This is a genomic window from Curtobacterium sp. PhB170 (assembly GCF_003752345.1).
Taxonomy (GTDB): domain Bacteria; phylum Actinomycetota; class Actinomycetes; order Actinomycetales; family Microbacteriaceae; genus Curtobacterium.
In genome coordinates this window covers 350,766-374,298 of record NZ_RJUM01000012.1, presented here as the reverse complement: position 1 = coordinate 374,298, position 23,533 = coordinate 350,766, and the positions used below count along the sequence as shown (strand labels likewise).

General features: G+C 72.5%; 25 protein-coding genes and 1 riboswitch. Of the genes, 11 read left to right on the top strand and 14 right to left on the bottom strand.

Features of this window, described 5'->3' with window-relative positions; translation table 11 throughout:
* Nucleotides 1-37: 37 nt before the first annotated feature.
* Nucleotides 38-481 (bottom strand): thioesterase family protein, encoded by a 444-nt coding sequence (locus tag EDF40_RS15155; RefSeq protein ID WP_123340338.1) that lies wholly within the window; start codon nt 479-481, stop codon nt 38-40.
* The gene (locus EDF40_RS15150) at nt 478-1,086 is read right to left on the bottom strand and encodes a QsdR family transcriptional regulator (RefSeq protein WP_123292424.1); all 609 of its coding nucleotides are present in this window, start codon (nt 1,084-1,086) and stop codon (nt 478-480) included. Before EDF40_RS15150 ends, EDF40_RS15155 begins: the two co-directional genes overlap by 4 nt.
* Before the next feature lie 47 nt (nt 1,087-1,133).
* Here EDF40_RS15150 and EDF40_RS15145 point away from each other — a divergent pair, with 47 nt between their 5' ends.
* Nucleotides 1,134-2,327 (top strand): acyl-CoA dehydrogenase family protein, encoded by a 1,194-nt coding sequence (locus EDF40_RS15145; protein WP_123340339.1) that lies wholly within the window; start codon nt 1,134-1,136, stop codon nt 2,325-2,327.
* Between the two features lie 132 nt (nt 2,328-2,459).
* Here the strand turns inward: EDF40_RS15145 and EDF40_RS15140 are convergent, their stop codons facing one another.
* Together EDF40_RS15140 and EDF40_RS15135 are read right to left on the bottom strand one after the other, a co-directional pair.
* Nucleotides 2,460-4,496, bottom strand: coding sequence for an alpha/beta fold hydrolase (locus EDF40_RS15140; RefSeq protein ID WP_123340340.1), 2,037 nt, complete (start codon nt 4,494-4,496; stop codon nt 2,460-2,462).
* Nucleotides 4,493-5,389 carry a patatin-like phospholipase family protein gene (locus EDF40_RS15135; protein WP_123340341.1) on the bottom strand — a complete coding sequence of 299 codons (897 nt, stop codon included), beginning with the start codon at nt 5,387-5,389 and terminating at the stop codon, nt 4,493-4,495. The genes EDF40_RS15140 and EDF40_RS15135 overlap by 4 nt, the downstream gene beginning before the upstream one ends.
* Nucleotides 5,390-5,502: 113 nt before the next feature.
* Between EDF40_RS15135 and EDF40_RS15130 the strand changes: the two genes are divergently transcribed.
* Together EDF40_RS15130 and EDF40_RS15125 are read left to right on the top strand one after the other, a co-directional pair.
* On the top strand, nt 5,503-6,312 hold the full coding sequence (locus EDF40_RS15130; protein ID WP_123700735.1) for a GAF domain-containing protein: 810 nt from the start codon (nt 5,503-5,505) through the stop codon (nt 6,310-6,312).
* Between the two features lie 41 nt (nt 6,313-6,353).
* Nucleotides 6,354-6,539, top strand: a complete 186-nt coding sequence (locus EDF40_RS15125) for a hypothetical protein (RefSeq protein ID WP_148053868.1) — start codon at nt 6,354-6,356, stop codon at nt 6,537-6,539.
* 70 nt (nt 6,540-6,609) lie between these two features.
* Here the strand turns inward: EDF40_RS15125 and EDF40_RS15120 are convergent, their stop codons facing one another.
* Together EDF40_RS15120 and EDF40_RS15115 are read right to left on the bottom strand one after the other, a co-directional pair.
* The gene (locus EDF40_RS15120) at nt 6,610-7,641 is read right to left on the bottom strand and encodes an NADPH:quinone reductase (RefSeq protein WP_123340344.1); all 1,032 of its coding nucleotides are present in this window, start codon (nt 7,639-7,641) and stop codon (nt 6,610-6,612) included.
* A gap of 162 nt (nt 7,642-7,803) precedes the next feature.
* A complete protein-coding gene (locus EDF40_RS15115) occupies nt 7,804-8,166 on the bottom strand; it encodes a helix-turn-helix domain-containing protein (RefSeq protein WP_111086871.1) in 363 nt (120 codons plus the stop codon).
* A 112-nt stretch (nt 8,167-8,278) separates the two neighbouring features.
* Here EDF40_RS15115 and EDF40_RS15110 point away from each other — a divergent pair, with 112 nt between their 5' ends.
* Nucleotides 8,279-8,926: an NAD(P)-dependent oxidoreductase gene (locus EDF40_RS15110; protein WP_123340345.1), complete on the top strand. Its 648-nt coding sequence runs from the start codon at nt 8,279-8,281 to the stop codon at nt 8,924-8,926.
* Between the two features lie 382 nt (nt 8,927-9,308).
* Here EDF40_RS15110 and EDF40_RS15105 read toward each other — a convergent pair whose 3' ends face one another.
* Nucleotides 9,309-10,631: an MFS transporter gene (locus tag EDF40_RS15105; RefSeq protein ID WP_123340346.1), complete on the bottom strand. Its 1,323-nt coding sequence runs from the start codon at nt 10,629-10,631 to the stop codon at nt 9,309-9,311.
* A 136-nt stretch (nt 10,632-10,767) separates the two neighbouring features.
* Between EDF40_RS15105 and EDF40_RS15100 the strand changes: the two genes are divergently transcribed.
* Entirely contained in the window at nt 10,768-11,625 is an 858-nt protein-coding gene (locus tag EDF40_RS15100) for a LysR substrate-binding domain-containing protein (RefSeq protein ID WP_123292823.1), read from the top strand.
* A 148-nt stretch (nt 11,626-11,773) separates the two neighbouring features.
* Here EDF40_RS15100 and EDF40_RS15095 read toward each other — a convergent pair whose 3' ends face one another.
* Complete coding sequence (locus EDF40_RS15095) at nt 11,774-12,871, bottom strand: hypothetical protein (RefSeq protein ID WP_123340347.1); 1,098 nt, start codon at nt 12,869-12,871, stop codon at nt 11,774-11,776.
* Nucleotides 12,872-13,026: 155 nt separating this feature from the next.
* Between EDF40_RS15095 and EDF40_RS15090 the strand changes: the two genes are divergently transcribed.
* Complete coding sequence (locus EDF40_RS15090; RefSeq protein WP_123340348.1) at nt 13,027-13,995, top strand: aldo/keto reductase; 969 nt, start codon at nt 13,027-13,029, stop codon at nt 13,993-13,995.
* A 147-nt stretch (nt 13,996-14,142) separates the two neighbouring features.
* Here EDF40_RS15090 and EDF40_RS15085 read toward each other — a convergent pair whose 3' ends face one another.
* Entirely contained in the window at nt 14,143-14,778 is a 636-nt protein-coding gene (locus EDF40_RS15085; protein WP_123340532.1) for an NADPH-dependent F420 reductase, read from the bottom strand.
* Nucleotides 14,779-14,854: 76 nt separating this feature from the next.
* Here EDF40_RS15085 and EDF40_RS15080 point away from each other — a divergent pair, with 76 nt between their 5' ends.
* The 4 genes from EDF40_RS15080 to EDF40_RS15065 all read left to right on the top strand — a co-directional run bounded on the left by EDF40_RS15080 (nt 14,855) and on the right by EDF40_RS15065 (nt 16,694).
* Complete coding sequence (locus EDF40_RS15080; RefSeq protein ID WP_111087034.1) at nt 14,855-15,151, top strand: GNAT family N-acetyltransferase; 297 nt, start codon at nt 14,855-14,857, stop codon at nt 15,149-15,151.
* A 22-nt stretch (nt 15,152-15,173) separates the two neighbouring features.
* Complete coding sequence (locus EDF40_RS15075; protein ID WP_123292436.1) at nt 15,174-15,635, top strand: VOC family protein; 462 nt, start codon at nt 15,174-15,176, stop codon at nt 15,633-15,635.
* 82 nt (nt 15,636-15,717) lie between these two features.
* Complete coding sequence (locus tag EDF40_RS15070; RefSeq protein ID WP_123353928.1) at nt 15,718-16,188, top strand: MarR family winged helix-turn-helix transcriptional regulator; 471 nt, start codon at nt 15,718-15,720, stop codon at nt 16,186-16,188.
* Complete coding sequence (locus tag EDF40_RS15065) at nt 16,185-16,694, top strand: metallophosphoesterase (RefSeq protein WP_123340350.1); 510 nt, start codon at nt 16,185-16,187, stop codon at nt 16,692-16,694. The genes EDF40_RS15070 and EDF40_RS15065 overlap by 4 nt, the downstream gene beginning before the upstream one ends.
* Nucleotides 16,695-16,854: 160 nt before the next feature.
* Here EDF40_RS15065 and thiD read toward each other — a convergent pair whose 3' ends face one another.
* The 3 genes from thiD to thiM all read right to left on the bottom strand — a co-directional run bounded on the left by thiD (nt 16,855) and on the right by thiM (nt 20,107).
* Entirely contained in the window at nt 16,855-18,492 is a 1,638-nt protein-coding gene (gene thiD / locus EDF40_RS15060) for a bifunctional hydroxymethylpyrimidine kinase/phosphomethylpyrimidine kinase (protein ID WP_123340351.1), read from the bottom strand.
* A complete protein-coding gene (thiE, locus tag EDF40_RS15055; RefSeq protein ID WP_123340352.1) occupies nt 18,489-19,238 on the bottom strand; it encodes a thiamine phosphate synthase in 750 nt (249 codons plus the stop codon). The genes thiD and thiE overlap by 4 nt, the downstream gene beginning before the upstream one ends.
* A complete protein-coding gene (thiM, locus tag EDF40_RS15050; RefSeq protein ID WP_185003113.1) occupies nt 19,235-20,107 on the bottom strand; it encodes a hydroxyethylthiazole kinase in 873 nt (290 codons plus the stop codon). The genes thiE and thiM overlap by 4 nt, the downstream gene beginning before the upstream one ends.
* A riboswitch (TPP riboswitch) is annotated at nt 20,096-20,191 on the bottom strand. It overlaps the preceding gene by 12 nt.
* Before the next feature lie 97 nt (nt 20,192-20,288).
* Between thiM and EDF40_RS15045 the strand changes: the two genes are divergently transcribed.
* Nucleotides 20,289-21,215, top strand: coding sequence for an NUDIX hydrolase (locus EDF40_RS15045; RefSeq protein ID WP_123340353.1), 927 nt, complete (start codon nt 20,289-20,291; stop codon nt 21,213-21,215).
* A gap of 317 nt (nt 21,216-21,532) precedes the next feature.
* Here the strand turns inward: EDF40_RS15045 and EDF40_RS15040 are convergent, their stop codons facing one another.
* Together EDF40_RS15040 and EDF40_RS15035 are read right to left on the bottom strand one after the other, a co-directional pair.
* The gene (locus EDF40_RS15040) at nt 21,533-22,777 is read right to left on the bottom strand and encodes an MFS transporter (RefSeq protein WP_221180487.1); all 1,245 of its coding nucleotides are present in this window, start codon (nt 22,775-22,777) and stop codon (nt 21,533-21,535) included.
* A complete protein-coding gene (locus tag EDF40_RS15035; RefSeq protein WP_123340354.1) occupies nt 22,774-23,415 on the bottom strand; it encodes a GntR family transcriptional regulator in 642 nt (213 codons plus the stop codon). Before EDF40_RS15035 ends, EDF40_RS15040 begins: the two co-directional genes overlap by 4 nt.
* Between the last annotated feature and the right edge of the window lie 118 nt (nt 23,416-23,533).

Genomic DNA, 23,533 nt, shown 5'->3' with positions numbered 1-23,533 from the left:
TCGGTTGCGGGACGACGACGGGCGACGGCGCGCGGGATCAGTCGGCGACGGCGGGCTCCTGGGCGACCATCGTGCCCGTCACGAGCGCGCGCAGCGACTCCGGCAGGGGGATCGGTCGGCGGGCACCCTCGCGGTCGATGATGACGTGCGCGAACTCGCCGGTGGCGAGCAGTGCGCCGTCGGACTGCCGGAACAGGCCGAACTCCCACGACAGGCTCGTGTTGCCGAGGTGCTTGGACCGCATCCCGACCTCGATGACGTCCGGCCACACGGCGGACTCGACGAAGCGGCAGCTCGACGACACCAGCACTGCGATCCACTCCGACGTGAAGGGGTCGAGACCCGCTTCCTCGCGGAACCAGTACGTCGATGCGTTGTCCATCGCCGAGTAGTAGATCGTGTTGTTGACGTGCCCGAACATGTCGTTGTCGTTCCACCGTGTGGGGTAGTGGCGGCGGAACGGGTACTCGTCGATGGTCATCGGTCTCCGATCGGAGGTGCGGGTGTGGCGTGATCGGCGGCGGGGCGCAGCACGTACTCGAACGCGGCGCGTGCCCGGACGGGGTCGGGGGCCTCACCGGAGATGAACTCAGCGTAGGTGAACGACTCTGAGATCCGGACGAGCAGCCGGGCGAGCTCCTCGGCGGACAGCGGGGCCGGATCGAACTCGCCGGACGACTGCTCCTCGACCACGAGCGCGGTGACCCGTTCGACGAACCGGCTCTGCACGTCACTCTCCGAGGTGGTCAGCAGGCGCATCGCCCGCGCGGGTTCGCGGGTCAGGAAGGCGCGGAAGTAGGTGGCCTCGATGAGGTCGGCGGTGAACCGGTCGAGCACGTCGACGATGCGCGCCGCTCCGGACGACCCGATCGTGTCGGCAGCACGGGACGCCCGGTCGAGCGTCGGGACTGCGAGGGACCACAGGATCTCGGACAGCAACCGGTCACGGTTGCCCACCCACCGGAACAGCGACGTGCGGTCCACGCCGAGCGCGGCAGCCAACGCGCCCATGTCGATCCGCGAGCCGTCGATGAACGTGTGGCGGGCCTCCCGGAAGGCGCGCAGCGCAGAATCCGATGTGTACACGCGGTCCTCCCTTGCAACGTTTTCGAGAATGATGCATCGTTGGTTCCATGTCAACGCTGACGCCCACGACGGGCCTCCTCGAATCGGACTTCTACGGCTTCCAACAGCAGCTGACCGAGCCGGAGCGCGCGTCGATCGGGCGACTCCGCGAGTACCTCGAGCGCGAGGTCGCGCCCATCGCCGACGGGTACTGGGCACGCGCCGAGTTCCCGATGCAGGTGATCGCCCCGCTCGCCGAGCTCGGGATGTACGGGCCGGGGATCCCGCTCGTGCGCCAGTTCGAGAACTCGGCCGTGTACCGCGGGTGGGCGGCGCTCGAGCTCGGACGCGTCGACGCCAGCGTCGCGACGTTCATCGGCGTGCAGTCGGGTCTGGCGATGAACTCGATCGCCGTCGCCGGCAGCGAGGAACAGCAGCGCGAGTGGCTGCCGCGCATGGCCGCCGGCGAGCTCATCGGGGCGTTCGGCCTGACCGAACCGCTGTCCGGCAGCGACTCCGCCCGTGGCCTGCGCACCACTGCCCGCCGCGACGGCGACACGTGGGTGCTCGACGGTGAGAAGCGCTGGATCGGCAACGCCACCTTCGCCGACGTCGTCGTCATCTGGGCGAAGGACGTCGCGGACGAGCAGGTGAAGGGCTTCCTGGTCACCACGGACAGCCCCGGCTTCACCGCCACCAAGATCGAGGACAAGATCGCGCTGCGTGGGGTGCAGAACGCCGACATCGTCATGCAGGGGGTACGCGTGCCGGAATCGCGTCGGCTCCAGCGCGCCGACTCGTTCCGGTCGACCGCCGAGGTGCTCCGCCTGACCCGCACCGAGGTGGCCTGGCAGGCCGTCGGTATCGCGGTCGGCGCCTACGACGCGGCGCTCGCGTACGCCCGCGAGCGGATCCAGTTCGGCAAACCCATCGCCGCGCACCAGCTCGTGCAGGACCTGCTCGTGAAGTCGCTGTCGAACATCACGGCCTCGATCGCGCTCTGCACGCAGGCCTCGGCCATGCAGGACGCCGGCGTCGGGGGCGACGAGCACTCCGCCCTGGCGAAGGCGTTCGCGACCGCGAAGATGCGCGAGACCGTCGGCTGGTGCCGCGAGGTGCAGGGCGGCAACGGCATCGTGCTCGACAAGGGCGTCGCCCGGTTCTTCGCGGACGCCGAGGCGATCTACTCGTACGAGGGCACGCGCGAGGTGAACACGCTGATCGTCGGTCGTGCGATCACCGGGCAGGCCGCGTTCGTGTAGCGGGCCGGGTCGGGTCGGGTCGGTCGGGTCGGGCCGGGTGGATCGGGCCGGGCCGGGTGGATCCGACCCGGAACGACGTTCTCGATGTCGTGCGACGTCGATCATGTCGTTCCGAGTCGATCACGGCCGCCGCTACCCGAGCAGCTCCGGCCGCTCCCACTCCTGGTCGAGCACGTGCTGCCCGAGGAACGCGAACACCGTCTCGTACCAGACCACGGCGTGCTGCGGCGAGAGCACCCAGTGGTTCTCGTCCGGGAAGTACAGGAACCGGTGCGGCATCGTGCCGTCGTCGGCCGCGTGGTGCTCGGCGAGCTCGGACCACAGCCGCAGCCCCTCGCCGATCGGCACGCGGTAGTCCTTGTCGCCGTGGACCACGAGCATCGGTGACGTGATGTCGGCCACGAACCGGTGCGGGTCGTTGGCCTCGATGCCAGCGGCGTCGAAGATCGACGACCAGTACTGCGACGCGTCCGTCGTGCCGTTGAACTGGTCAAGCGCCCACAGGCTCGCGTGCGTGACGATCGCGCGGAACCGGTCGGTGTGCCCGGCAACCCAGTTCGCCATGTACCCGCCGAACGAGCCGCCCATCGCCGCCGTGCGGGTCTCGTCGATGTCCGCTCGGGCCTCGACCGCGTCCGTGATCGCCAGCAGGTCGGTGTACGGCGCCTGCCCCCACGCGTTCCACCCGCGGTTCACGAAGTCGAGCCCGTAGCCGGTCGACAGTGCCGGGTCCGGCAGCAGCACGGCGTACCCGCGCGCCGCGAGGAGCATCGGGTTCCACCGCCACGACCACTGGTTCCACGAGTTGAGCGGTCCGCCGTGGATCCAGAGCAGCAGCGGGTGCGGCCCGTCACCCTCCGGCACGACCAGCCAGCCGCGCACGCGCGCGCCGTCGGCCGCGGTCGTCTCGACCTCGTCCAGGTGCGCGGGGACCTCGGGCAGGGGTGCGGGCGTCGCGAGCGGGGTCACCACCCCGTCCGTCGCGATCCGCACGGGGTGCAGCGGTGCCGCCCAGGAGGCCCGGAGCGCCACGACCGCGCCGGTCGCCTCCGCCACGCGCAGGCTCGAGTACGCCCAGTCGTCGTGGGTCAGCTGTTCGACGGCTGCGCCGTCGAGCGGGATGCGGAACACGGGTGCCCGGCCGTCCTGGTCGGCCACGGCGAGCAGTGCCCCGTCGCCGTGCTCGAACACGAGCTCGCTCGGCCAGCGGTCCCAGTCGGTGGCGATACGGCGTGGGTCCGACCCGTCGATGCCGGCGGTCCAGACCTCTTGCTGGTGCGCACCGGCGGGGGTGGAGCGCACCGTCCGGACCCACGCGATCGTGCGACCGTCGTGGCTCAGTGCGGGCATCTCGTGGTCGACGTCGCCGTCGTCGAACAGCACCGTGCGGTGGCCGCTGGTGCAGTCGATCGTGACGAGCGTCGAGCGGTCCCCACGGGCCTCCCGGACACCCACGGCTGCCAACAGGACGGAACCGTCGGGCGTGAGCGCCCCGGCGACGTGGTCCAGCGACCGGTCGGGAGCCGGCGTGCGGTCGACGGGCTGCGCGATTTCGTCTGGTCCGCCGGCCGTGTCGAGCGTCAGGACGTGGGTCTGGTCCGGGCCGAGGTCGTGGTCCCAGTACCGGACCGGGTAGGTCTCGTGCAGGATCGCGCGGACCTTCTTGTCCGTGCGGGCCTTCCGGAGCTCGGCGTCGGTGTCGATCACGGTCGCCGGGTCAGAGCCGGCACCCGGCAGCAGGTCGGCGGTGAGCGCGACGGTGTCGGCGGCCGCAGCGGTCGCCAGGACGCCGCCGACCCCGCCGGTGAGCCGCGTGAGGGGGCGGGCTTCACCGCCGGCCGCCGGGAGCACCCAGAGCTGGGCGGCGTCGACGTCGGTGGCGTCGGCGTCGGGGCGGGCGGAGACGAAGAGCAGGTCGCCGGTGCGGGTGAAGGCGATGCCGCCCTCGCCCTTGGCAGAACGGGTGAGGCGGACCGGGCCGGCGGTGGGTCCGTCCGCGTCGACGGTCGGGGTCGCGGGCACCTGCCAGATCGAGCGCCGGTACCCGGTGCGGTCCGGGTCGAGCGCACTGACCGTCAGGGCGACGCGCTGACCGTCGGGGCTGATCGCGATCTCGTCGACCCGGGGGAGCGCGATGTACTGGTCGAGGTCGGAGAACGGCGTCGTCATGCGACCACGCTCACCAGGTCATCGGCCCAGAAGGCGGCGATCTGCTCGGCGACCGCCGTGCCCTGGGCGCGGCCGGCTTCGGCCGAGGGCGCCTGAGTGGCCAGCGAGAGCGAGTTCGTGCCGAAGGCTTCCTGCGCGGCGCTGTCCGCCACGACGACCTCGACCGAGCTGCCGCCGGCGCGGAGCGACTCGACCGCGACGTCGAGCCACGGGCCGACCGGCGACGGACCCTCGGCACCGCAGGCGATGACGAGGACACGCTCGTGTCCGGCGGCGGCATCGGCGTTCGTGCCGGAGCGGACCCCGCCGTCGACGTACGGTCGGCCCTCGATGCCGACGGGCGACCACACGAAGGGCACGGAGCAGCTCGCGGCGACCGCGCGGGGGAGCGGGACGCCGTCGGCTGCGGTCAGCAGTCGGAACGTGCCGTCGGTGGCGTCGACCGCGGTGATCGCGAGCGGCTTCGCCGGCCAGTCGGTGGACGGCAGGGTCTCGGTGAAGGTCGCCACGCGCTCGTCGTCGGACTGTCCGTCGGTGACCTGCTGGGCGGCGAGGCCGAGGCGGGCGCGGGCGTCCTGCTCGCCGGTCGCGCCCTCGAGCGCGGCACCGATCCGCTGCTGGACGGCGTCGGTGTCGATGGCCGGCGGCTCGACGTAGGTCGTCGGCGCGGGGGTGTGCTGCTGGTCGTACGCCTGCTGCACCGCGCCGTTCCGGACGAAGGCGCCGACGACGCTGCCGGCGCTCGTGCCGACGACCAGGTCTGCGGCATCGAGGTCGACGCCGGCGTCCTGCAGAGCGGTGAGGACACCGACCTCCCAGGCGATGCCGGCGACACCTCCGCCGCCCAGGACGAGGGCTCTGGATCCGGGAACGGGCGTGCTGGCATCGGTCATGGGTCTTGCTTACCAGCTGCGTGCGACGGGCTGGTGGAGGCCGACAGATCCTGTGGAGAACCGACCTGTGGACAACTCCGTCTGCGTCGGTGGCGTGACCTAGCGTCGTGGTCATGGGGCAACAGCGTTCAGGACGGGTCGGCACGGTCGGGTGGCCGATCGTGGTGGCGGCCGCGCCCACTGCGGCGTTCCAGCTGCCGAACCTGTTCGTCACCCCGGCGGTCCGACTGTCGCTCGTCGTGTTCGGGCTCGTCGTGCTGGCCGGTGCCGTGGCGGTGCAGGTGGTCCGGATCCGACGCAGCGACGCTGCGCGGGCGGTGGCCGAGGAGAACGCGACCGGGGCCGAACTCGAACAGTCGACAGCGGTCCGGTACGCGTTCGGCCAGATCGCCACCCGGCTCGTCCGGTTCACCGAACTGCCCCGTTCCGAGCGCCACGGTGAACTCTCCGTCGTCGCCGACCGGGTCGCCGTGGCCCTGGCGTTCTACCTGCTGCCGAAGGTGCCCGACGTCCGCGCCAACGTGTACCAGCTGTCCACCGATCTGCGAGCGCTCGAGCCGATCGGTCACGGGGGTGCCGGCGACACCGCCGGGGTCTTCCGCGCGGGCACGCCCTACGGCGACCGCAACCTCGAGTGGGTGCTGGTCGGGGGATCGCCCCGGATCGTCGGCGACCGCTCGGCCGACGTCGACGTGGACCAGGACGTGCCGGGTTTCGAACCGCGCTACTCGTCGTACGTCTCGGTGGTGATCCGGTCCGACCAGTACTCGTTCGGCATGCTCACCGTCGACTCCCCGGTCCCCGACGCCTTCACCGAACTCGACGCCAAGAACATCGCGATGATGGCGTCGTTCATGGCCGTGGCGTTCTCGTTGACCTACTCGTTCCCCGAGCGCGACCGCAATCCAAGGAAAGGCCCGTGATGCTCACACGCTCTGTCGGACGCTCGACGTACGATGCCCTCATGACGACCGTGAACCCTGCTCCGCCGTCGTTCGGGCGTGCCCGGATCTCATCGCCCAACTGGAACGACACCACCACCGACGCCGACTACGAAGACCTCGACGTCATCGCCGCCAACATCGAGCGCGAGCGCGAAGCAGCCCGGTCCCGGGTCGCCGCAGCCATCGCCGCGCGCCTGGGTCGCTGACCCTTCCCGCATCGTCCACGACGAACGGCTCCCACGGGTGTGGGAGCCGTTCGTCGTCTGGGCGTCGAGGCTACTGCGCCTCTGGCACGTCGATCAGCACCTTGCCGACGGTGTCGTGCTCGACGGCGTCGTGGGCGGCAGCGGTGTGGGCGAGGTCGAAGCGGGTGAGCGGCAGACCCGCGTCCGCGCCGACCGCCAGCACGCCGTCGTGCAGCGCCTCGGTGACGTCCTCGGCAGCGGCGGCCAGGGCCTCGTCGCCGATCGTGTAGAGCAGCAGGAACTGGTAGCGCGCATTCACGCTCATGTTCGGGCGGATCGGCAACGTGGCCTCGTCGCCACCGTTGTTCGCGTAGATCGACACGACGCCGTGGTTCGCCAGGACGTCGGCGACCAGCTCGGCGTTCTGGGGGATCGACACCTCGACGACGATGTCGACGCCGTCCGGCGCGATCTCGCGGATGCGAGCCGAGGCGTCGTCCTGCCGGTAGTTCACGACGTGGTGGGCTCCCGCCGCGGTGGCGAGGGCGGCCTTGTCGTCCGAGCTGATCGTCGTGATCACCGTCGCGCCGGCCCACCGGGCGAGCTGGATCGCCGCGTGCCCCACCGCTCCGGCGCCACCGGCGACGAGCACCGTGACGCCGTCGAGCGCACCGGCGCCGAGCCGTGCGGGGCCGTCCTCGTGCGTCGTGAGGGCGCGGTGCGCGGTCATCGCCGGGACACCGAGCGAGGCGCCGATGTCGAAGCTGGTCTCGTCGGGCAGGCGGACCGCTCGGGTCTCCGGCACGACGGTGTACTCCTGCGCGGTGCCGGTCGGGCGCGAGGCGGCGGCCATGAAGAGCCACACGCGGTCACCGACGGCGAGGTCCTCGACACCCTGGCCGACCGCGTCGACGACACCGGCGCCGTCCTGGTTCGGGGTGACCTCGGGGAAGGGCAGGCCGTCGCCGTAGGTACCGCCCGCCCGGGCCTTCCAGTCCGTCGGGTTCACGCCGGAGACGACGACGCGGACGCGGACCTCGCCGGCGCCGGGTTCGGGGACGTCCCGCTCGACGAGTTCGAGGACGCTGCTGTCACCGGGCTTCGTGTAGACGATCGATCGCATGTCCCCAGGCAACCACTCGCCGCCGTCGGGGATTCCGAGTGTGCGCGTGGCGGCACTTCGTGAGCAGAAATGGTCGGGTGTGCGCTGCCGACCCGACCATTTCTACTCACGAAGCGCCCCCGCCCCCGCCCCCGCACCCGCCCGCCCCGCACCCCCGCCGAGTCAGCGCGCGTCGTACTCCACGCGCGACACCGCGACGTCGTCCATGTGGGACGTCGCCCACGCCTCGAGCGGCTCGAGCACCCGGCGGAGCGACCGCCCGCGATCGGTGAGCTCGTACTCGACGTGCGGCGGGATCTCGGGGAAGACCGTGCGGGTGACGAGCCCGTCCCGCTCCAGTGCCCGGAGGGTCTGCGTGAGCATCTTCTGCGACACGCCCTGCACCCGGTTCGCGATCGCCGAGTACCGTTGCGGCCCGTCGGCGAGGGTACCGATCGTCAGCACACTCCACCGGTCGCCGATGCGGTCGAGCAGCTGTCGGCTGGGGCAGTCCGCCGCGTAGGGGCTGTACTCGAGTGCTGACATCTGGCCTGGCCTCCGTGACGAACGAGCTTCGTTACGCACCGTGAGGTGCCTACTTACTCAAGGAGAGTAACTCTTGTACGGTGAGCAGCACCAGCCCCACGAAAGGAACAGCATGACCAGCATCGTCGTCTTCGGAGGCACCGGCTACGCCGGCTCCGCCATCACCCGCGAAGCCCTCTCCCGTGGCATCGCCGTCACCGCCGTTGCGCGCGACACGAGCAAGCTCGACGCCGCCGAGGGCCTGACCCTGGCGCAGGGCGACGCCTTCGACGCGAACTTCGTGGCCGAGGTCACGAAGGACGCCGACGTCATCGTCGTCGCACTGCACGCGGTCCAGGCGGACGGCAGTGAGCTCAAGGACAAGTTCCAGCACTTCGTCGACGCCGCGGCCAGCGCCGGTGCGCGTCTCGGCATCGTCGGCGGCGCCGGTTCGCTGCTCGTCGCCGACGGTGGACCGCGCCTGTTCGACTCGGCCGAGTTCCCGGACGCGTTCAAGGGTGAGGCGAAGAGCCACGCGCAGATCCTCGACGCGCTCCGGGCCTCGGACACCGACGTCGACTGGTTCTACGTCAGCCCGGCCGCCGGTTACGGCAGCTACAACCCGGGCGAGCGTCGTGGCACCTACCGCACGACTGACGAGGTCCTGCTGACCGACGCCGAGGGCAACTCGAACATCTCCGGCGACGACTTCGGCCTGGCCTTCGTCGACGAGATCGCGAACCCGGCGCACCACCAGGCGCGTTTCGGCGTGGCGTACTGAGGCAACCGCTCACCGGACGGGAGGCGCGTGGCGGGGCCGCCACGTGCCTCCCGTCCGTCCCGGACCGCGTCCGCGCCCTTTTGCGGGCATTGCGCCCCTGTGTGTCAGGGCGCGACGCCCGCAACAGGGCGCAATGCCTTGGCGCGCCGGTGCGGCATGCGTCCGGTGCGACCAGGCGGACGGGAGGCGCGTGGCGGGGCCGCCCCGTGCCTCCCGTCCGCCCCGGACCGCGTCCGCGCCCTGTTGCGGGCAATGCGCCCCTGTGTGTCAGGGCGCGACGCCCGCAACAGGGCGCAACGCCTTGGCGCGCACCGGACGGGAGGCCCGTGGCGACGCCGCCACGGGCCTCCCGTCCGGCGTGCCGGTGCGCCCACCGCCCCGCTCAGCGGGCGACGATGGCCGGCAGCGGAACGTGGTGGCGCATGCGCACGGCGAGGTGCAGGCCGCCTCGGCGGGCGAGGACGAGCGCGATCACGGCGGCGGCAGCAGCAGGCGCGCCTCCGGCGACCATCATCCCGACGTGCGCCCCGAAGTGGTCGACGACCTGGCCCATGAGCGGCCCACCGATCGCCTGGCCGCCGAGCAGCACGAGCACGTAGAGCGACATCACCCGACCGCGGATCGCCACGTTCGACGACAGCTGCACGAGTGAGTTCGACGCGGTCTGGAACAGCAGCTGCGACATCCCGACGGCGACGAGCGCCACGGTGAACGGCGCGATCACGGGGATGGAGCCGGAGACCACGAGCAGCACCCCGGTCCAGAACACCCCGCCGACGATGGTCCGGAGCCGCACGACCGCCCGCCGCGTGGAGAGCAGGGCGCCGACGAGTGCACCGATCGCCACGGCCGAGTTGAACACGCCGTACCCGGCGGCGCCGACGTCGTACACCTGTGACGCGAAGGCCGACAGCAGCACGGGCATCGTCAGGGCGAACACCGAGAAGAACGCGACGAGGATCACCGGCACGATGATCGTCGGCTTGTTCACGGCGTAGCGGAGCCCCTCGATCAGCTGCCCCTTGCCGCGGGGTGCCGGGGGCGTCCGGTGCAGCTCCGAGACCTTCAGGAACCCGAGCGTCACGACGACGGCGACGCAGGCGATCGCGTTCACGCCGAACGACCAGCCGGCCCCGACCGCGACGAGCAGTGCGCCGGACAGCGCCGGGCCGATCATGCCGCCGAGCTGGAACACCGACGAGTTCACGCTGATCGCGTTGCGGAGGTGCTGGTGCCCGACGATCTCGGTGACGAACACCTGGCGAGCCGGGTTGTCGATCACGGTGACCATGCCGACCAGGAACGCGATCACCCAGATGTGCCAGGCCTCGACCACACCGGCGAGCGTCAGCACGGCGAGCAGCGCGGACAGCACCGCGAAGGCGCCCTGCGTGATCATCATCAGCGCACGCTTCGAGAACCGGTCGACGAGCACGCCGCCGAGCAGCCCGAACAGCAGCATCGGCGCGAACTGGCAGGCAACGGTGATGCCGACCTGCGCGACCGAGCCGGTCAGCTGCAGGACGAGCCAGTCCTGGGCGATGCGCTGCATCCACCCGGCGGTCATCGCGACGAGGTTGGTGGCCGTGAACAGCCGGAAGTTCGGCACGGACAGGGCGATCAGGGTGTGCCGCCAGGGCGGGCGGGTGGCCTGGATCGGGAGTGGTTCGGTGGGCGGGGGGAGGGTCGTCGATGACGCACTCACGGTGAGGGGTTCTCCGGACGTCGTTGCGGATCTGGTACCCCATCGAAACTACGTGGCCGCGGGCCATTCGACACCCCTATGGTGGCTATCAATCCATTGCGATGTCGAATGACCGCGCGAACGAACGAGGTGCACCGTGCTCGATCCGGTCCTGCTGCAGACCTTCCTGGCCGTCGCCGAGACACAGAGCTTCACGCAGGCCGGAGCCCGCCTCGGCATCAGCCAGCCCACCGTCTCCCAGCACGTCCGGCGGCTCGAGACCGCGGTGTCCCGCACCCTCGTCGCCCGCGACACCCGTGGCGTCACCCTCACGGACAACGGCGACGCGATGGCCGGCTTCGCCCGGACGATCCTCGCGGCGCACGCCACCGCGGACGCGTACTTCTCGGGGTCGGCGACGCGTGGGCGCCTCCGGTTCGGCGCGGCCGACGACCTCGCGATCACGCAGTTGCCGCGCATCCTCCGCGACTTCCGGCGGCTGCACCCACAGGTGAACCTCGAGCTGACGGTGAACCAGTCGTCACCGCTCCTGCGCCGGGTGCACGCCGGGCAGCTCGACCTGGTGTTCATCAAGCAGACCGCGGGGGAGTCCGCCGAGGGCACCCGGGTCGCGACCGACCAGATGGTGTGGATGGCGCAGGACGGCATCGCGGTCGAACGCGACGAGCCCGTGCCGCTGATCGCGTACCAGGCGCCGAGCATCAGCCGGCAGATGGCGATCGACGCCCTCGAGGCCGCCGGCCGCACCTGGCGGATCACCTGCAACACCCGCGACGTGAACGGCGTGCTGGCGGCGGTGCGCGCGGGGATCGGCGTGGCGGTGTTCCCGCACTCGCTCATCCCGGCGGACCTGGTGAAGGTGTCGCAGCGGCTCGGGCTGCCGGACCTGCCGGCGGTCGACTACGTCCTCATCGCGAACCCGACGGTGCAGCGCGAGCCGATCGACGCCCTGACGAACGCGATCCTGTCGCGCGGGGTCGTCCGCGCGGTCTGACCGTCGGGGTGCGGCTCGGCAGACGGCTCCAGGAGACGCCGGCGTGTTGCCGAAACGCCTCGCTGCTCGTGAGACGCCGCCGGATTCGGGGGCGTCTCGCTGGCCTGACGGCGTCGTGCGCAGACGACGGCGTCGAGCGCAGAGACCGCTACGGCGCGAGGGTCGGGGTCGTCCCGGTCCCGGTCAGGTCGGGCAGCGTCACCCCGGCGAGCGGCAGCAGCGCCGACGCGACGGCCCACAGCAGCACGAGTGTTCCGACGCCACCGAGCACGACGCCGAGCAGCGCGACCGGCCGCTGCCACGTCGCCGCGCGGTCGCGCAGCGTCACGAGCGACACCACCAGCGCGAGGAGTCCGAGCACGACACCGACACCGTGCACGGTCGCCGGCGCGGTGAACCACCACGCCGCGAGTCCGAGCGTCGCGATGCCCGCCACGGCCCCCAGGATCGCCCCGGGCGTCGCACCGAGTGCACGGCGCGGCTCCGGCTGGGCGGCTGCGGCCACGGGCTGGTCGAGCAGTTCGGTCGGGAGGCCCGGCTCGGCCCCGACGGACGCACTCGCCTCGGCACGGGGGGCGGTCACGGGCACGACCGGGTTCGGCGCCATCGGTGCGGTCGACGAGGCGGTCGGCACCGACGGCGCCTGCAGGACCGCGTCGAAGGAACGCACGTGGGCGGACGCCGGCGTCGGTGCCGGTGCCGGTGCCACGGTGGCGGCGGCCTGCTGGTGGGCGAAGCGGCGGGGCGTGCGGAAGCCGATCGGGCCCACGGGTTCGGGCTCGGTGCCCTCGACGACGACGTGCTCCAGGCCGGGCACCGAGAACCGGGGCTGTCCGGCGGCGGGCACGGGCGACGGTGCGGGGGCCGGTGCGGTGCGCGGAGCGGCGTCGATCGGTGAGACCGGAGCCGGTGCGGAGGCCACGGCTGCGGTGTCGAACGGCACGGTGTGCACGGTCGGAGAGGTCGGGGCCGGCGGCAGGAGGTCCTGCTGCGGCGGGTAGTCGGGGACCGTGACGTCGTCCTCGACCAGGGTGGCGATGGACGCGGGCTCCGGCGTCGGCGCTGCTGTCGGGTCGAGCGTGGCCGTCGGCTGCGGGGCGGAGCCGACCACGGCGGTGGGAGCCGGCGCACCGTGGGTGGTGCGCGACGTGGCGGGGGTGGGACGGGCCTCCTGGCCGGTGCTCGCTGCGGAGTCGGCGGCGACCCGCCGGGCGGACTCGGCCGGTTCGACGACCGGTGCGGTCACCCAGGACGGGACGGGACGGCGCGGCCGTTCCGAATCCTGCATGCGATGCGACGCCACTGCGGTGCTCCCTTCGTCGACTGATCCATCGTCAGTTCTAGTGGCAACGGTCGCGGATGTCGCAGCCCCAGTTCCGGGGTCGCCGGTACGTTCGGGGCATGACCGGAATCGAACACCGTCCACTGGGTCCCTCGGGGCTCGTCGTTTCCACCGTCGGCCTCGGCTGCAACAACTTCGGGCGGCCGGGGACCGCCTCCGAGTCGCAGGAGGGCACGGACGCCGTCGTGCGCGCGGCACTCGACGCCGGGGTCACGCTCTTCGACACGGCCGACATCTACGGCGGCCGACCCGGCATGTCCGAGGAGATGCTCGGCCGGTCGATCGCGGGACGGCGTGACGAGATCGTGCTCGCGACGAAGTTCGGCATGGACATGCAGGGCGCGAACGGCCCGGACTGGGGTGTGCGCGGGTCGCGACGGTACGTCCGGTTGGCCGTCGAGTCGTCGCTCCGTCGCCTCGGCACGGACTGGATCGACCTGTATCAGATGCACCGTCCCGACGACGTGACGCCGATCGAGGAGACGCTGTCGGTCCTCGACGACCTGGTCCGCGAGGGCAAGATCCGCTACGTCGGCCACTCGAACTTCGCGGGCTGGCAGGTCGCCGAGGCCGAACTGACCGCGTCGATCGCCGGCACCACGGCGTTCGTGTCCGCGCAGAACGAGTACAGCCCGCTCGCCCGTGCCGCCGAGGCCGAGGTGCTGCCGGCCGTCCGCGCGTACGCCCTCGGGTTCCTGCCGTTCTTCCCGCTGTACAACGGGCTGCTGACCGGCAAGTACACGAAGGCCGGGGGTCCGGCCGACGGGCGGCTGTCGACGTCGAAGCCGCAGTTGCTCGAGGACGCCCCGTGGGACGTGCTCGACGACTACCAGCGGTTCTGCGACCACCGCGGCGTCACGATGCTGCAGGCGACGTTCGCGTGGTTGCTGGCGCAGCCCGGGCTGTCGAGTGTCATCGCGGGGGCGACGAAGCCGGAGCAGATCACGCAGAACGTCGAGGCCGGCACCACGTGGGAGCCGACCGAGGACAACATCGCCGACATGACGGTGATCTTCGACCGGGCGTAGGCGGGCGGCGGCCCGCGGCCGCCGGCCGCCCGCCGGCCGCGGGCCGTGGGGCCGAGTCTCGGCGTGAGCGACAGTTCTCGTGGCTGTCGGCCCGAGGACTGTCGCCCAGCCCGAGTCTCGCGGCGGCGGGGCCGAGACTCGGGGGCGTCAGCGGGTGGCTGCCTGCAGTGCGTCGCGCAGCTGGTCGGCGGTCAGGCGCGGGCCGTAGCCGGGGGTGTCCCGCTGGATGCGCCAGCCCTCGGCGAGGGGGCCGGCGTCGACGACGTCGAAGCCGAACTCGTCGATGAGGTCCGCGGTGACCTGCTTCGCCTCGGCATCGTCGCCCGCGACCACGAGGGCGCGGCGGTCCGGGGTGCCGGCCGGGGTGGCGTGGCCGGTCAGGTCCGCGGCGCCGATGTGGTTGAACGCCTTGACGACCCGGGCGCCGGGCAGGTGGTCCTGCAGCAGCTCGGCCGTCGTCGTCGACTCGTCGTCGAGCGCGGCGATGTGGCCGTCGCGCTCCCAGTAGTAGTTGTTCGTGTCGATGACGACCTTGCCGACGAGGGGCTCCGCCGGGATCGTCTCGATGGCGGCGAGCGGCACCGTCACGACGACGACCTCGCCCGCGGCGGCTGCTTCGTCACGGGTGGCCGCACGGGCCTGGTCGCCGAGTTCGGCCACGAGGTCGGCCAGGGTTTCGGGGCCGCGGGAGTTCGCGATCACGACCTGGTGGCCGTGCTGCACCGCGAGTCGTGCCAGTTGGGATCCGATGTTGCCTGCGCCGATGATGCCGATCGTTGTCATGGTGTCCATCCAACGCTCGGTGGCCACGAGCATTCCCGGTGGGGCACGTGCGCCCCGGGCGGAGCATGATGGCGGCATGGACCACGAGTTCCGCGACGAGACCGACCAGGACCGCTACGCGATGTACGTCGGCGGCGAGCTCGTGAGCGTGCTCGACTACCGCGAGAACGGCGACGCGATCGCGTTCCCGCACACGTACACGGTGCCGAAGCACCGCGGGCACGGCTACGCGGCCGAGCTCGTCGAGTACGCGGTCGCCGACGTCGAGACGAACTCGACGAAGCGGGTCGTACCGATGTGCTGGTTCGTCGGCAAGTGGTTCGACGAGCACCCCGAGAAGTCAGACCTGCTCATCCGCAGTGCCGCGGACTGAGCCGACGCGAGAAGAGCGCCCCATGCCCACCATCACCCCCTTCCTCTGGTACGACGACCAAGCCGAGCAGGCCGCCCGGTACTACGTCGACCTGTTCCCCGGCAGTTCGATCGACAGCGTGGCGAAGACCCCGGACGGCGCGACCCTGGTCGTCGAGTTCACGTTGCTCGGGCAGCCGTACCGGGCGATGAACGGCGGCCCCGGACACCCGCACACCGATGCCGTCTCGTTCCAGGTCGACGTCGACACGCAGGACGAACTCGACCGCATCTGGGACGCCCTGCTCGCCGACGGCGGGAAGCCGAGCATGTGCGGCTGGTTGTTCGACCGCTGGGGCGTCGCCTGGCAGGTGACCCCGTCGATGATGGGCGAGCTCATGACCGGGTCGGGCGACCCCGAGGCGAACGCCCGGGTCTTCCAGGCGATGATGACGATGCAGAAGCTCGACATCCCCGCGCTCCGGGCCGCAGCTGCAGGTCACTGAGCCCGAATCTCGCGTACCGACCGGTATGGTGTCGGCACAGAAGACCGCCGGCCGGCGCCGGCACCGAAAGGCTGGAGCCACGATGGACCACCCGAGCTCCGGGATCCGGAACAGCGAGATCGGCCGGGCGTACACCGAGCTCGCCCGGATCACCCGACGTGCGAGCATCCGAGCCCGCGGATCTGACCAGGCACTGAGCGTGGTCGACCAGTCCCTCGTCGACTTCGTGGTGCAGCACCCCGGCTGCATGGCCATCGACATCGCCCGGTACCTGCGCCTGAACCGCTCGACGATCTCGCGGCAGCTGTCCGGGCTCCTCGCCACGAAGCTGATCGAGACGACCGACGGCGGCACCGGCAACGCGAAGCCCCTCGTGGCGACGGATGCCGGTCGCACCGCGCTCGAGCGCTCCGTGCAGCTGCACCGGGATGCGCTGGAGGAACGGCTCGCCGGCTGGTCCGACGACGACATCGCCCTGCTCGCCGGACTGCTCGAACGGCTCGGCGCCTCGGACGAGGCCGGGCTGCCGATGCCCGGACGCACCCCGACGTGACCACGTCGTTCGTCCTGCTCTCCGACACGCACCTGCCGAAGCGGGCGAAGGACCTGCCCGCGGCGCTCTGGGCGGACGTCGACGCCGCCGACCTGGTGGTGCACGCGGGGGACTGGGTCGACCTCGCCACCCTCGACGCCGTGCAGGCCCGATCCCACCGGTTCGAGGGGGTGCGCGGCAACAACGACGGCCCCGAGTTCGACGACCGGCTGCCGCTCGTCGCGCACTTCGCGGTCGAGGACCTGCGGTTCGCGCTCGTGCACGAGACCGGTGCCGCAACGGGCCGTGAGCGCCGGATGGCCGCCGAGTACCCGGACGTCGACGTGCTCGTCTTCGGGCACTCCCACATCCCGTGGGACACCGTCGCACCGTCCGGGTTGCGGCTGCTCAACCCCGGTTCGCCGACCGATCGCCGTCGGCAGCCGGACTTCACGTGGATGCGCGGCACCGTGACCGGCGCCGACCTGGTCGTCGAGCTGGTGCGGCTGCCGCCGCCCCCGCGCTGAGGCCGCCCGCGCGCCCCGTGCCGCCGCGCGCGCCGGTGCCGCCGCGAGCGCCGGTGCCGCTGCGTGCGCCGGTGCCGCCGCGTGCGCCGTCCGCGAAAGCGACAGACCCCCGCGGAACATCGGCGGACATCTGTCGCTTTCGCGGGGTGCTCGACGGCCGTCAGCGCAGAAGTGTCGCTTCCGCGGCACTGACCGCGACGCCCGCAGCAGCCGCGACCCCGGTACCAGCGGTGACCCCGGTACCAGTGGCACCGAGCGCCAGCGGCATCGCGAAGAACGCCAGCTCCCACTCGGTCGAGCGGCGGAACGCCCGCGCCATCCGGCCTCGCTCGGACGGGGTAGCTGCTGCCGCCATCTCCTCGACCAGCCGGGTCGCCTCGGCACTCGACGCCGCGAAGCCCGGGTCGCCGTAGGCCGTGATCCAGTCCGCGAACGCGTGCCCGTCCGGCGCCGCGCCGAGCTGCGCCCCCACCCAGGCGTAGACCCGGAAGCAGGGGAGCACCGCCGCGGTGAGCACGGCCGCCGACCCGGAGTCCGCCGCCTCCTGCAGGTGTGCGAGGTACCCGGCGCACGTCGGGTGGACGGGGTCGTCGGCGTGGGTGCCGGCGAGGCGTCGGTGGTGCAGGTCGCGGGCCTCGGCGGCGCAGCCCTCGGACGCCGCCGTCCAGAAGGCGGCAGCCACAGGACCACGACCAGCGCCGGCATCCGCAGCGCCGGCGCCAGCGCCAGCAGCTGCAGCGCCGGCACCAGCGCCGGCAGCGCTCGCCGCCAACGCCGCCAGGTGCTGCTCGTAGGCCCGCAGGTAGTGCACGTCCTGCGCGAGGTACCCGGCGAACACGTCCGCGTCGAGCGTCCCGTCGCGCAGCCCGACCAGGAACCCGCACTCGATCGTGGCCTGCAGCACGGCGCTGACGTCGGACCACCACACGTCGGTGAAGGGGACCACGGGCAGCAACGCTCGGATCACGGCGCCGTGGTCGATCGGTCCGTTGCCGGACCCGACCTCCAGGGCATCGGCTGCCCGCAGCGCAGCCGTCAGCCAGGGCTTCGCCACCCCGACCGCGAGTTCCCAGTCCCCGTGCCGGGCAGCGAGCGTCGCGATGGCGCTCGACAGGGAGCACCCGGTGCCGTGCGTGTTGGCCGTCGCGACGCGGGGACCGGTGAACCGTCGAGCGGAACCCGACGGCGACACGAGCACGTCGTCGGAGGTCGGCCCCTCGTCGTGCCCGCCCTTCGCCAGCACGAGCACGTCCCACGTCGACGCCACGAGCCGCGCAGCATCGAGCTCCGACAACGACGCGGGCGCCGCACCAGCCGCAGAACCGGCAGCACCAGCAACAGCCCCAGCACCAGCCAGCTCCGCCAACACCTGCAACTCGGCCCGGTTCGGCGTCACCAGGTCGGCCAGTCCGAACAGCGCACCCATCGCCGATGCGGCGTCCTCGTCGAGCAACCGGTCACCACTCGTCGCCACCATCACCGGGTCCACGACGACCACGGGCGGCCGGTGCTCCCGCAACCAGTCCGTCACGACGCGGACGACCGGTGCTGTGCCGAGCATCCCGATCTTCACGGCGTCGATCGTGACGTCGTCCGACACTGCGTCGAGCTGCTCCCGCAGGAATGCGACGTCCGGCACGTGCACCGACCGCACCCCGTGCGTGTTCTGCGCGACGAGGGCGGTGACCACGCCCATGCCGTACCCGTCGTGCGCCGCGATCGCCTTGAGGTCGGCCTGCAGCCCGGCGCCGCCCGTCGGGTCGGTCCCGGCGATGGCCAGGACGCGCGGGACGCTCACGACTCCGCCCCGTGGTGCGACGAAGCCCCCGACGGGAGGAACGGATCGCCCGCCGCGAGCCGCCCCGGCTCCGCCCCGTGGCCGGGTCCAGGGCCCCACGCGGCCACGTACGCGGCCGCTGCGGACCCGGGATCGGCCGCGGCGCAGATGCCCGAGACGATCGCGACCCCGGCGGCGCCCGCTGCCCGGAGCGGCTCGACGTCGTCGAGCGTCACCCCGCCGATCGCCACGCACGGCACGTCCGTCGCAGCCGCGAGCCGGGCGAACCCGTCGTGCCCGAGCGCCGGCGGGTGGTCGGCCTTCGTCGTGGTGGGGTGCACGACCCCGACGCCGAGCAGGTCCACGGTGCCGCGGGGCAGCCGGGCGACGACCGCCAGGTGCTCCGGGGTGTTCGCGGTCAACCCGACGTGCGCTTCCGGCCCGAGCAAGGCACGAGCAGCGGTCACCGGGACGTCCGACTGGCCGAGGTGCACCCCGGCGACCCGGTGTCCCGCGTGCCGAGCGGCGAGGGCGACGTCGAGCCGGTCGTCGACCACCACGGCGGCGCGGTCGCCCACGGCGTCGGCCACGGCAGCGGTCAGGGCCAACAGGTCCCGAGCCGAGGCGTCCTTGTCCCGCACCTGCACGATCCGGACCCCGGCGTGCACCGCGGCGCGGACCACCCCGAGCACACCGACACCATGCCGGTCGGCCAGGGCGCCGTCGGTGACCAGGTACACGCCGAAGTCCTCCCGCAGCCCGCTCACGCCGGCACCACCAGGGACGCAGGCGCTGCCTCGACCGTTATCCGGGCCTCGCGGACGACGTCCTCGGGGGTGAGCGACGCCAACCGGTCGAGGAACAGCGGCTGGAAGGTGCCGGGGCCGCCGGCCTCACGGGCGGCGAGCTCCGCGGCGATCGTGTGCACCGCGGTCGCCGCGACGGCGGCGGCACCGGCGTCGTCGGGCGCGACCGACGTGAACGCGGCGACGACCGCACCGAGGGCGCACCCGCCCCCGGTGATCCGCGTCAACAGCTCGGTGCCGTTCGCGACCCGCACCACGCCGGTGCCCGGCGCGACCAACAGGTCGACGGGACCCGACACGGCCACCGCGGCCACGAGCCTCCCGGCCGCCTGACCGGACACGGCGTCGACCGCAGCCGCACGGGCGTCCTCGGTGCCCACCGTGCTGTCGACACCGCGGCCACCGGCCGACGTGCCGAGCAGGGCGAGGACCTCGGAGGCATTGCCGCGCAGCACCGTCGGGTGCAGCGCCAGCAGGTCGCGGGCCAGGGCGGTGCGCACCGGCAGCGAGCCGACCGCGACGGGGTCGAGCACCCAGGGGGTACCGGTGTCGCGGGCGGCGTGCGCGGCCTCGAGCGCCGCGACCCGGGGTTCGGCGTGCGGGGTGCCGGTGTTCACCAGCAGGGCGTCGGCGACCCGGGCGAACGGTCCCGCCTCGGTCGCCACGTCGACCATCGCGGGCGAGGCCCCGAGGGCGAGCAGCACGTTCGCGGTGACGTTCTGCACCACGGTGTTCGTGATGCACTGCACCAACGGGCTCCGGGCCCGGACGGCCTCGAGCAGTTCAGCGGTTCGGTGGGCCCAGGCAGGGGAGGGCGCAGCGGATTCCATGGACGATCCCTTCGCGAGTACGAGCTCGAGCAGGTTCGACGGGTGTGATCTCAGCCGCTGGTTGCGGCACCCCGTGTCTCGATCGACACCGTACACGAGCAGCTGCGCCGGGCGACGGCTCGTCGTCTTCGGCCCCGTCGTCTCCGGTCACATGCCCTGCACCGTGTGACAGGGTTGGTGTGTGCCAGACTCCACGCCTCCCGGACCGCCACCAGGCCCCCGCGACCCCGGCGACGCCTGGGCGGTCGGCCCCGACGGCACCAAGGCCTGGGGACTCTTCGGCGCCGCAGGACTGCTCGTCGACGACGGCGCCGGACGCGTGCTCCTGCAGCACCGCGTCGAGTGGAGTCACCACGGCGGCACGTGGGGCATCCCCGGCGGCGCACGCCACCAGGGCGAGGACGCCGTCACCGGTGCGCTCCGCGAGTCCGCCGAGGAAGCCGGTGTGCCGCACGACGGCGTCGACCTCCGCCACACGGCACTGCTCGACCTGGGGTTCTGGACCTACACGACCGTGGTGGGGCGTGCCGCTCGGCCGTTCGAACCGGTGATCGCGGACCGCGAGAGCCTCGCCCTGTCCTGGATCCCCGTCGACGAGGTCGACGACCTGCCGCTCCACCCCGGGTTCGGGAGGTCGTGGCCGGCGCTCCGTGCGTCCCTCACCACCACCCCGCACGTCGTCGTCGACGCGGCGAACGTCGTCGGCAGCGTGCCCGACGGCTGGTGGAAGGACCGGACGGGAGCCGCCGCACGCCTGCTGTCGTCGGTGACGGCGCTCGCCGCGTCCGGGGTGACGGCCGACGTGCTGGCGCTGCCGTTCGCCCGGTGGTGGCCGCGGTGGACCGTGGTGCTCGAGGGTGAGGCCCGGGAAGCCCGGGGTGCCTCCGGGGCGTCGGACGGCGCACTGCCCCGTGCACTGCCCCGTGCACTCGACGTCGTCGCAGCGCCGGGTTCGGGGGACGACGCCATCGTGGACGCCGCTCGTGCCGCGGTCGAGGCCGGAGACGGTCCCGTCGTGGTCGTCACGGCTGACCGCGAGCTCCGTGCCCGCGTCGAGGCGCTCGGTGCCGTGGTGCACGGGCCGTCATGGTTGCGCGACCAGTTCTAGCGGGCGGTACGCCGTTGGCGCACGGTGCGAGGTCGCACGGCGCACAGTGCATGGCGTCCGGCGCACGGTGCGAGGTCGTTCGGCGCACAGTGCATGGCGTCCGGCGTCCGGCGTCCGGCGCACGGTGCGAGGTCGTTCGTTCGGTGCTGGCTTGATCGCTCCGTGCGCCGCATCAACCTCGCACCGAGCGGCAGGTGTCGCACGGACCGACGCACCGCGCACGGTGCGGCGCCCCCGCACGCCCGCCCGCGCCCGCGCCCCCGCACTGCCGCACCCCCGCGCCCCCGCGCCCCTGCGCCGCCCGCGCCCCCGCGCGCCTACGCCGTCGGCAGGTACCGCCGCGACGACACGAGCACCGCGCACCACGACACGACACCGAGTCCGACGATCACCCAGAGGACGACGGGCAGCGCCACGACGTTCGCGATCGCCGCGATCACGGCCGGCGCCAGGAACCCCGCGTACGCCGCCGCGTAGAACACCCCGGTCAGTCCGGCCAGGTCGCGGGACCCCGCGATCCGCTGCACCTCGAGCAGCGACGACACCAGGGCGAGCCCGATCCCGACGCCGATGACGACGTTCGCGACGAGTCCGACCACGACGGACTGCAGCTCGATCGCGACGACGACCACGGCGATGCCGGCGGTCATGCACGCGAGGGCCGTCGTGAGCCCGCGGGCCGAGGTCAGCGAGTGCACGCGCCGCGCGAGCGGTTGGACCGCGCTGGACACTCCGAGGGCGACGACGGTCGCGGCGGTGGCGAACACCAGGCCCCACGCGCCGGTGGCCCCGGTGAGCTGGGTCGGCAGGTAGCCGTACCCGATCGCCGCCGAGCCGAAGATCCACGGGGCGGTGACGAGCACCACGCGGGTGAACCGTCGGTGCCCGGCGCTCGGCACCCGCAGCTGGCGCCACCACGGACCGGGGACCCCGCCGGAGCGGTTGGTCTCGGGGGTGCGCCAGACGACCAAGGCGAAGGGCAGTGCGACGACGATGTGGACCAGGAAGGGCAGCACCTCGGGGATGGGGCCCCACTGTGCGATGAGTCCGGCCACCAGCGCGCCGGAGGCCGAACCGAGCGTGAACGCCAGCGAGGCCCGGCGGGCACCGGACCCGGCGTCGGCGGATGGGTCGAAGCGTCCCTGTGACAGCTCCTTGACCCAACTGTTGCCGACGGCCATCGCGATGCCGACGGTGATGCCGGAGAACAGCCGCCCGGCCGCCAGGAAACCGGGGCCGAGCGGTCCGAGCGCGAGCAGTCCGCTGCCGACGACGGCGGACACGATGGCGGCGAGCATGAGGGGCTTGCGGCCGTGCCGGTCGGACAGCGACCCGGCGACGAGCAGCGCCGGCGCGAGGCCGAGCACGTAGACGCCCAGGAAGACGTTGACGACGACCGACGAGTAGTGCTCGCGGCCCTCGTACATGAGCAGCAGGGGCGAGAACTGGTTGCCGCCCCACGAGCAGACGAACACCGCGCCCCACACGGCGACCCAGGGCATGACGCGCGCCGAGGGGACGGACAGCGAGCCGGTGGTGGGGATGCTCCCCGTCGCGCTCACAGGGCGCCCCGGTGCGAGGCGACGTGGGCGTGCAGGACCTCGGCGTAGCGGGCCGCGTCGCCCGCTGCCAGGGCTGCCGCGAGGGCTCGGTGGTCGTCGAGCGAGGCCTGCAGCTGCGACGGCTGCACCCGCATCAGCTGGTGTCGGAGCCGGTTCTGCCGGTCGCGGAGCGTCTGGGCGAAGCGCACCGCGATCGCGTTCCGCGAAGCGCCGATCACCGCGCCGTGGAACGCTGCGTCGACCTCGATGAACCGGTCGACGTCGCCCGTCGCCACGGCCCGCTCCTGCTCCGTCAGCATGGCCTGGAGGCCCGGGGTGACGTCCGCCACGCGGCCGTCGGTCACGACGCGGGTCGCCGCCGTGGCCTCGATCGCCTCGCGCATCTCGAGCACGTCCGCCGCCTCGTTCGGGGACATCGGGCGCACCACCGCACCCTTGCGGGACTCCAGGGTGAGCAGGTCCTCGGCGGCCAGGCGCAGGAAGGCCTCGTGCACGGGGGTGCGGGACACCCCGATCTCCTGGCACAGGGCGTTCTCGCTGATCGCGGTCCCACCCGGGAGGTCGCCGCGGATGATCGCCCGCTTGACGTGCTCGTACGCGCGCTCGGATGCGGCCTGGGTCGTCGTGTGCTGCTCCACGGTGAACGATCGTACGCCCTTGCATGCAACGCTGCATGCCGTCACGTGATGTGTTGTTCACACCACCGCGTCACACACGGCGGCACACGTCGATACGCTGGCCGGACGTCAACGGAGA

Coding starts and splice junctions, on each gene's coding strand:
- EDF40_RS15155 (WP_123340338.1), bottom strand. CDS start 481: ATGACCATCGACGAGTACCCGTTCCGCCGCCACTACCCCACACGGTGG.
- EDF40_RS15145 (WP_123340339.1), top strand. CDS start 1,134: ATGTCAACGCTGACGCCCACGACGGGCCTCCTCGAATCGGACTTCTAC.
- EDF40_RS15140 (WP_123340340.1), bottom strand. CDS start 4,496: ATGACGACGCCGTTCTCCGACCTCGACCAGTACATCGCGCTCCCCCGG.
- EDF40_RS15135 (WP_123340341.1), bottom strand. CDS start 5,389: ATGACCGATGCCAGCACGCCCGTTCCCGGATCCAGAGCCCTCGTCCTG.
- EDF40_RS15130 (WP_123700735.1), top strand. CDS start 5,503: ATGGGGCAACAGCGTTCAGGACGGGTCGGCACGGTCGGGTGGCCGATC.
- EDF40_RS15125 (WP_148053868.1), top strand. CDS start 6,354: ATGACGACCGTGAACCCTGCTCCGCCGTCGTTCGGGCGTGCCCGGATC.
- EDF40_RS15120 (WP_123340344.1), bottom strand. CDS start 7,641: ATGCGATCGATCGTCTACACGAAGCCCGGTGACAGCAGCGTCCTCGAA.
- EDF40_RS15115 (WP_111086871.1), bottom strand. CDS start 8,166: ATGTCAGCACTCGAGTACAGCCCCTACGCGGCGGACTGCCCCAGCCGA.
- EDF40_RS15110 (WP_123340345.1), top strand. CDS start 8,279: ATGACCAGCATCGTCGTCTTCGGAGGCACCGGCTACGCCGGCTCCGCC.
- EDF40_RS15090 (WP_123340348.1), top strand. CDS start 13,027: ATGACCGGAATCGAACACCGTCCACTGGGTCCCTCGGGGCTCGTCGTT.
- EDF40_RS15085 (WP_123340532.1), bottom strand. CDS start 14,778: ATGACAACGATCGGCATCATCGGCGCAGGCAACATCGGATCCCAACTG.
- EDF40_RS15080 (WP_111087034.1), top strand. CDS start 14,855: ATGGACCACGAGTTCCGCGACGAGACCGACCAGGACCGCTACGCGATG.
- EDF40_RS15075 (WP_123292436.1), top strand. CDS start 15,174: ATGCCCACCATCACCCCCTTCCTCTGGTACGACGACCAAGCCGAGCAG.
- EDF40_RS15070 (WP_123353928.1), top strand. CDS start 15,718: ATGGACCACCCGAGCTCCGGGATCCGGAACAGCGAGATCGGCCGGGCG.
- thiM (WP_185003113.1), bottom strand. CDS start 20,107: ATGGAATCCGCTGCGCCCTCCCCTGCCTGGGCCCACCGAACCGCTGAA.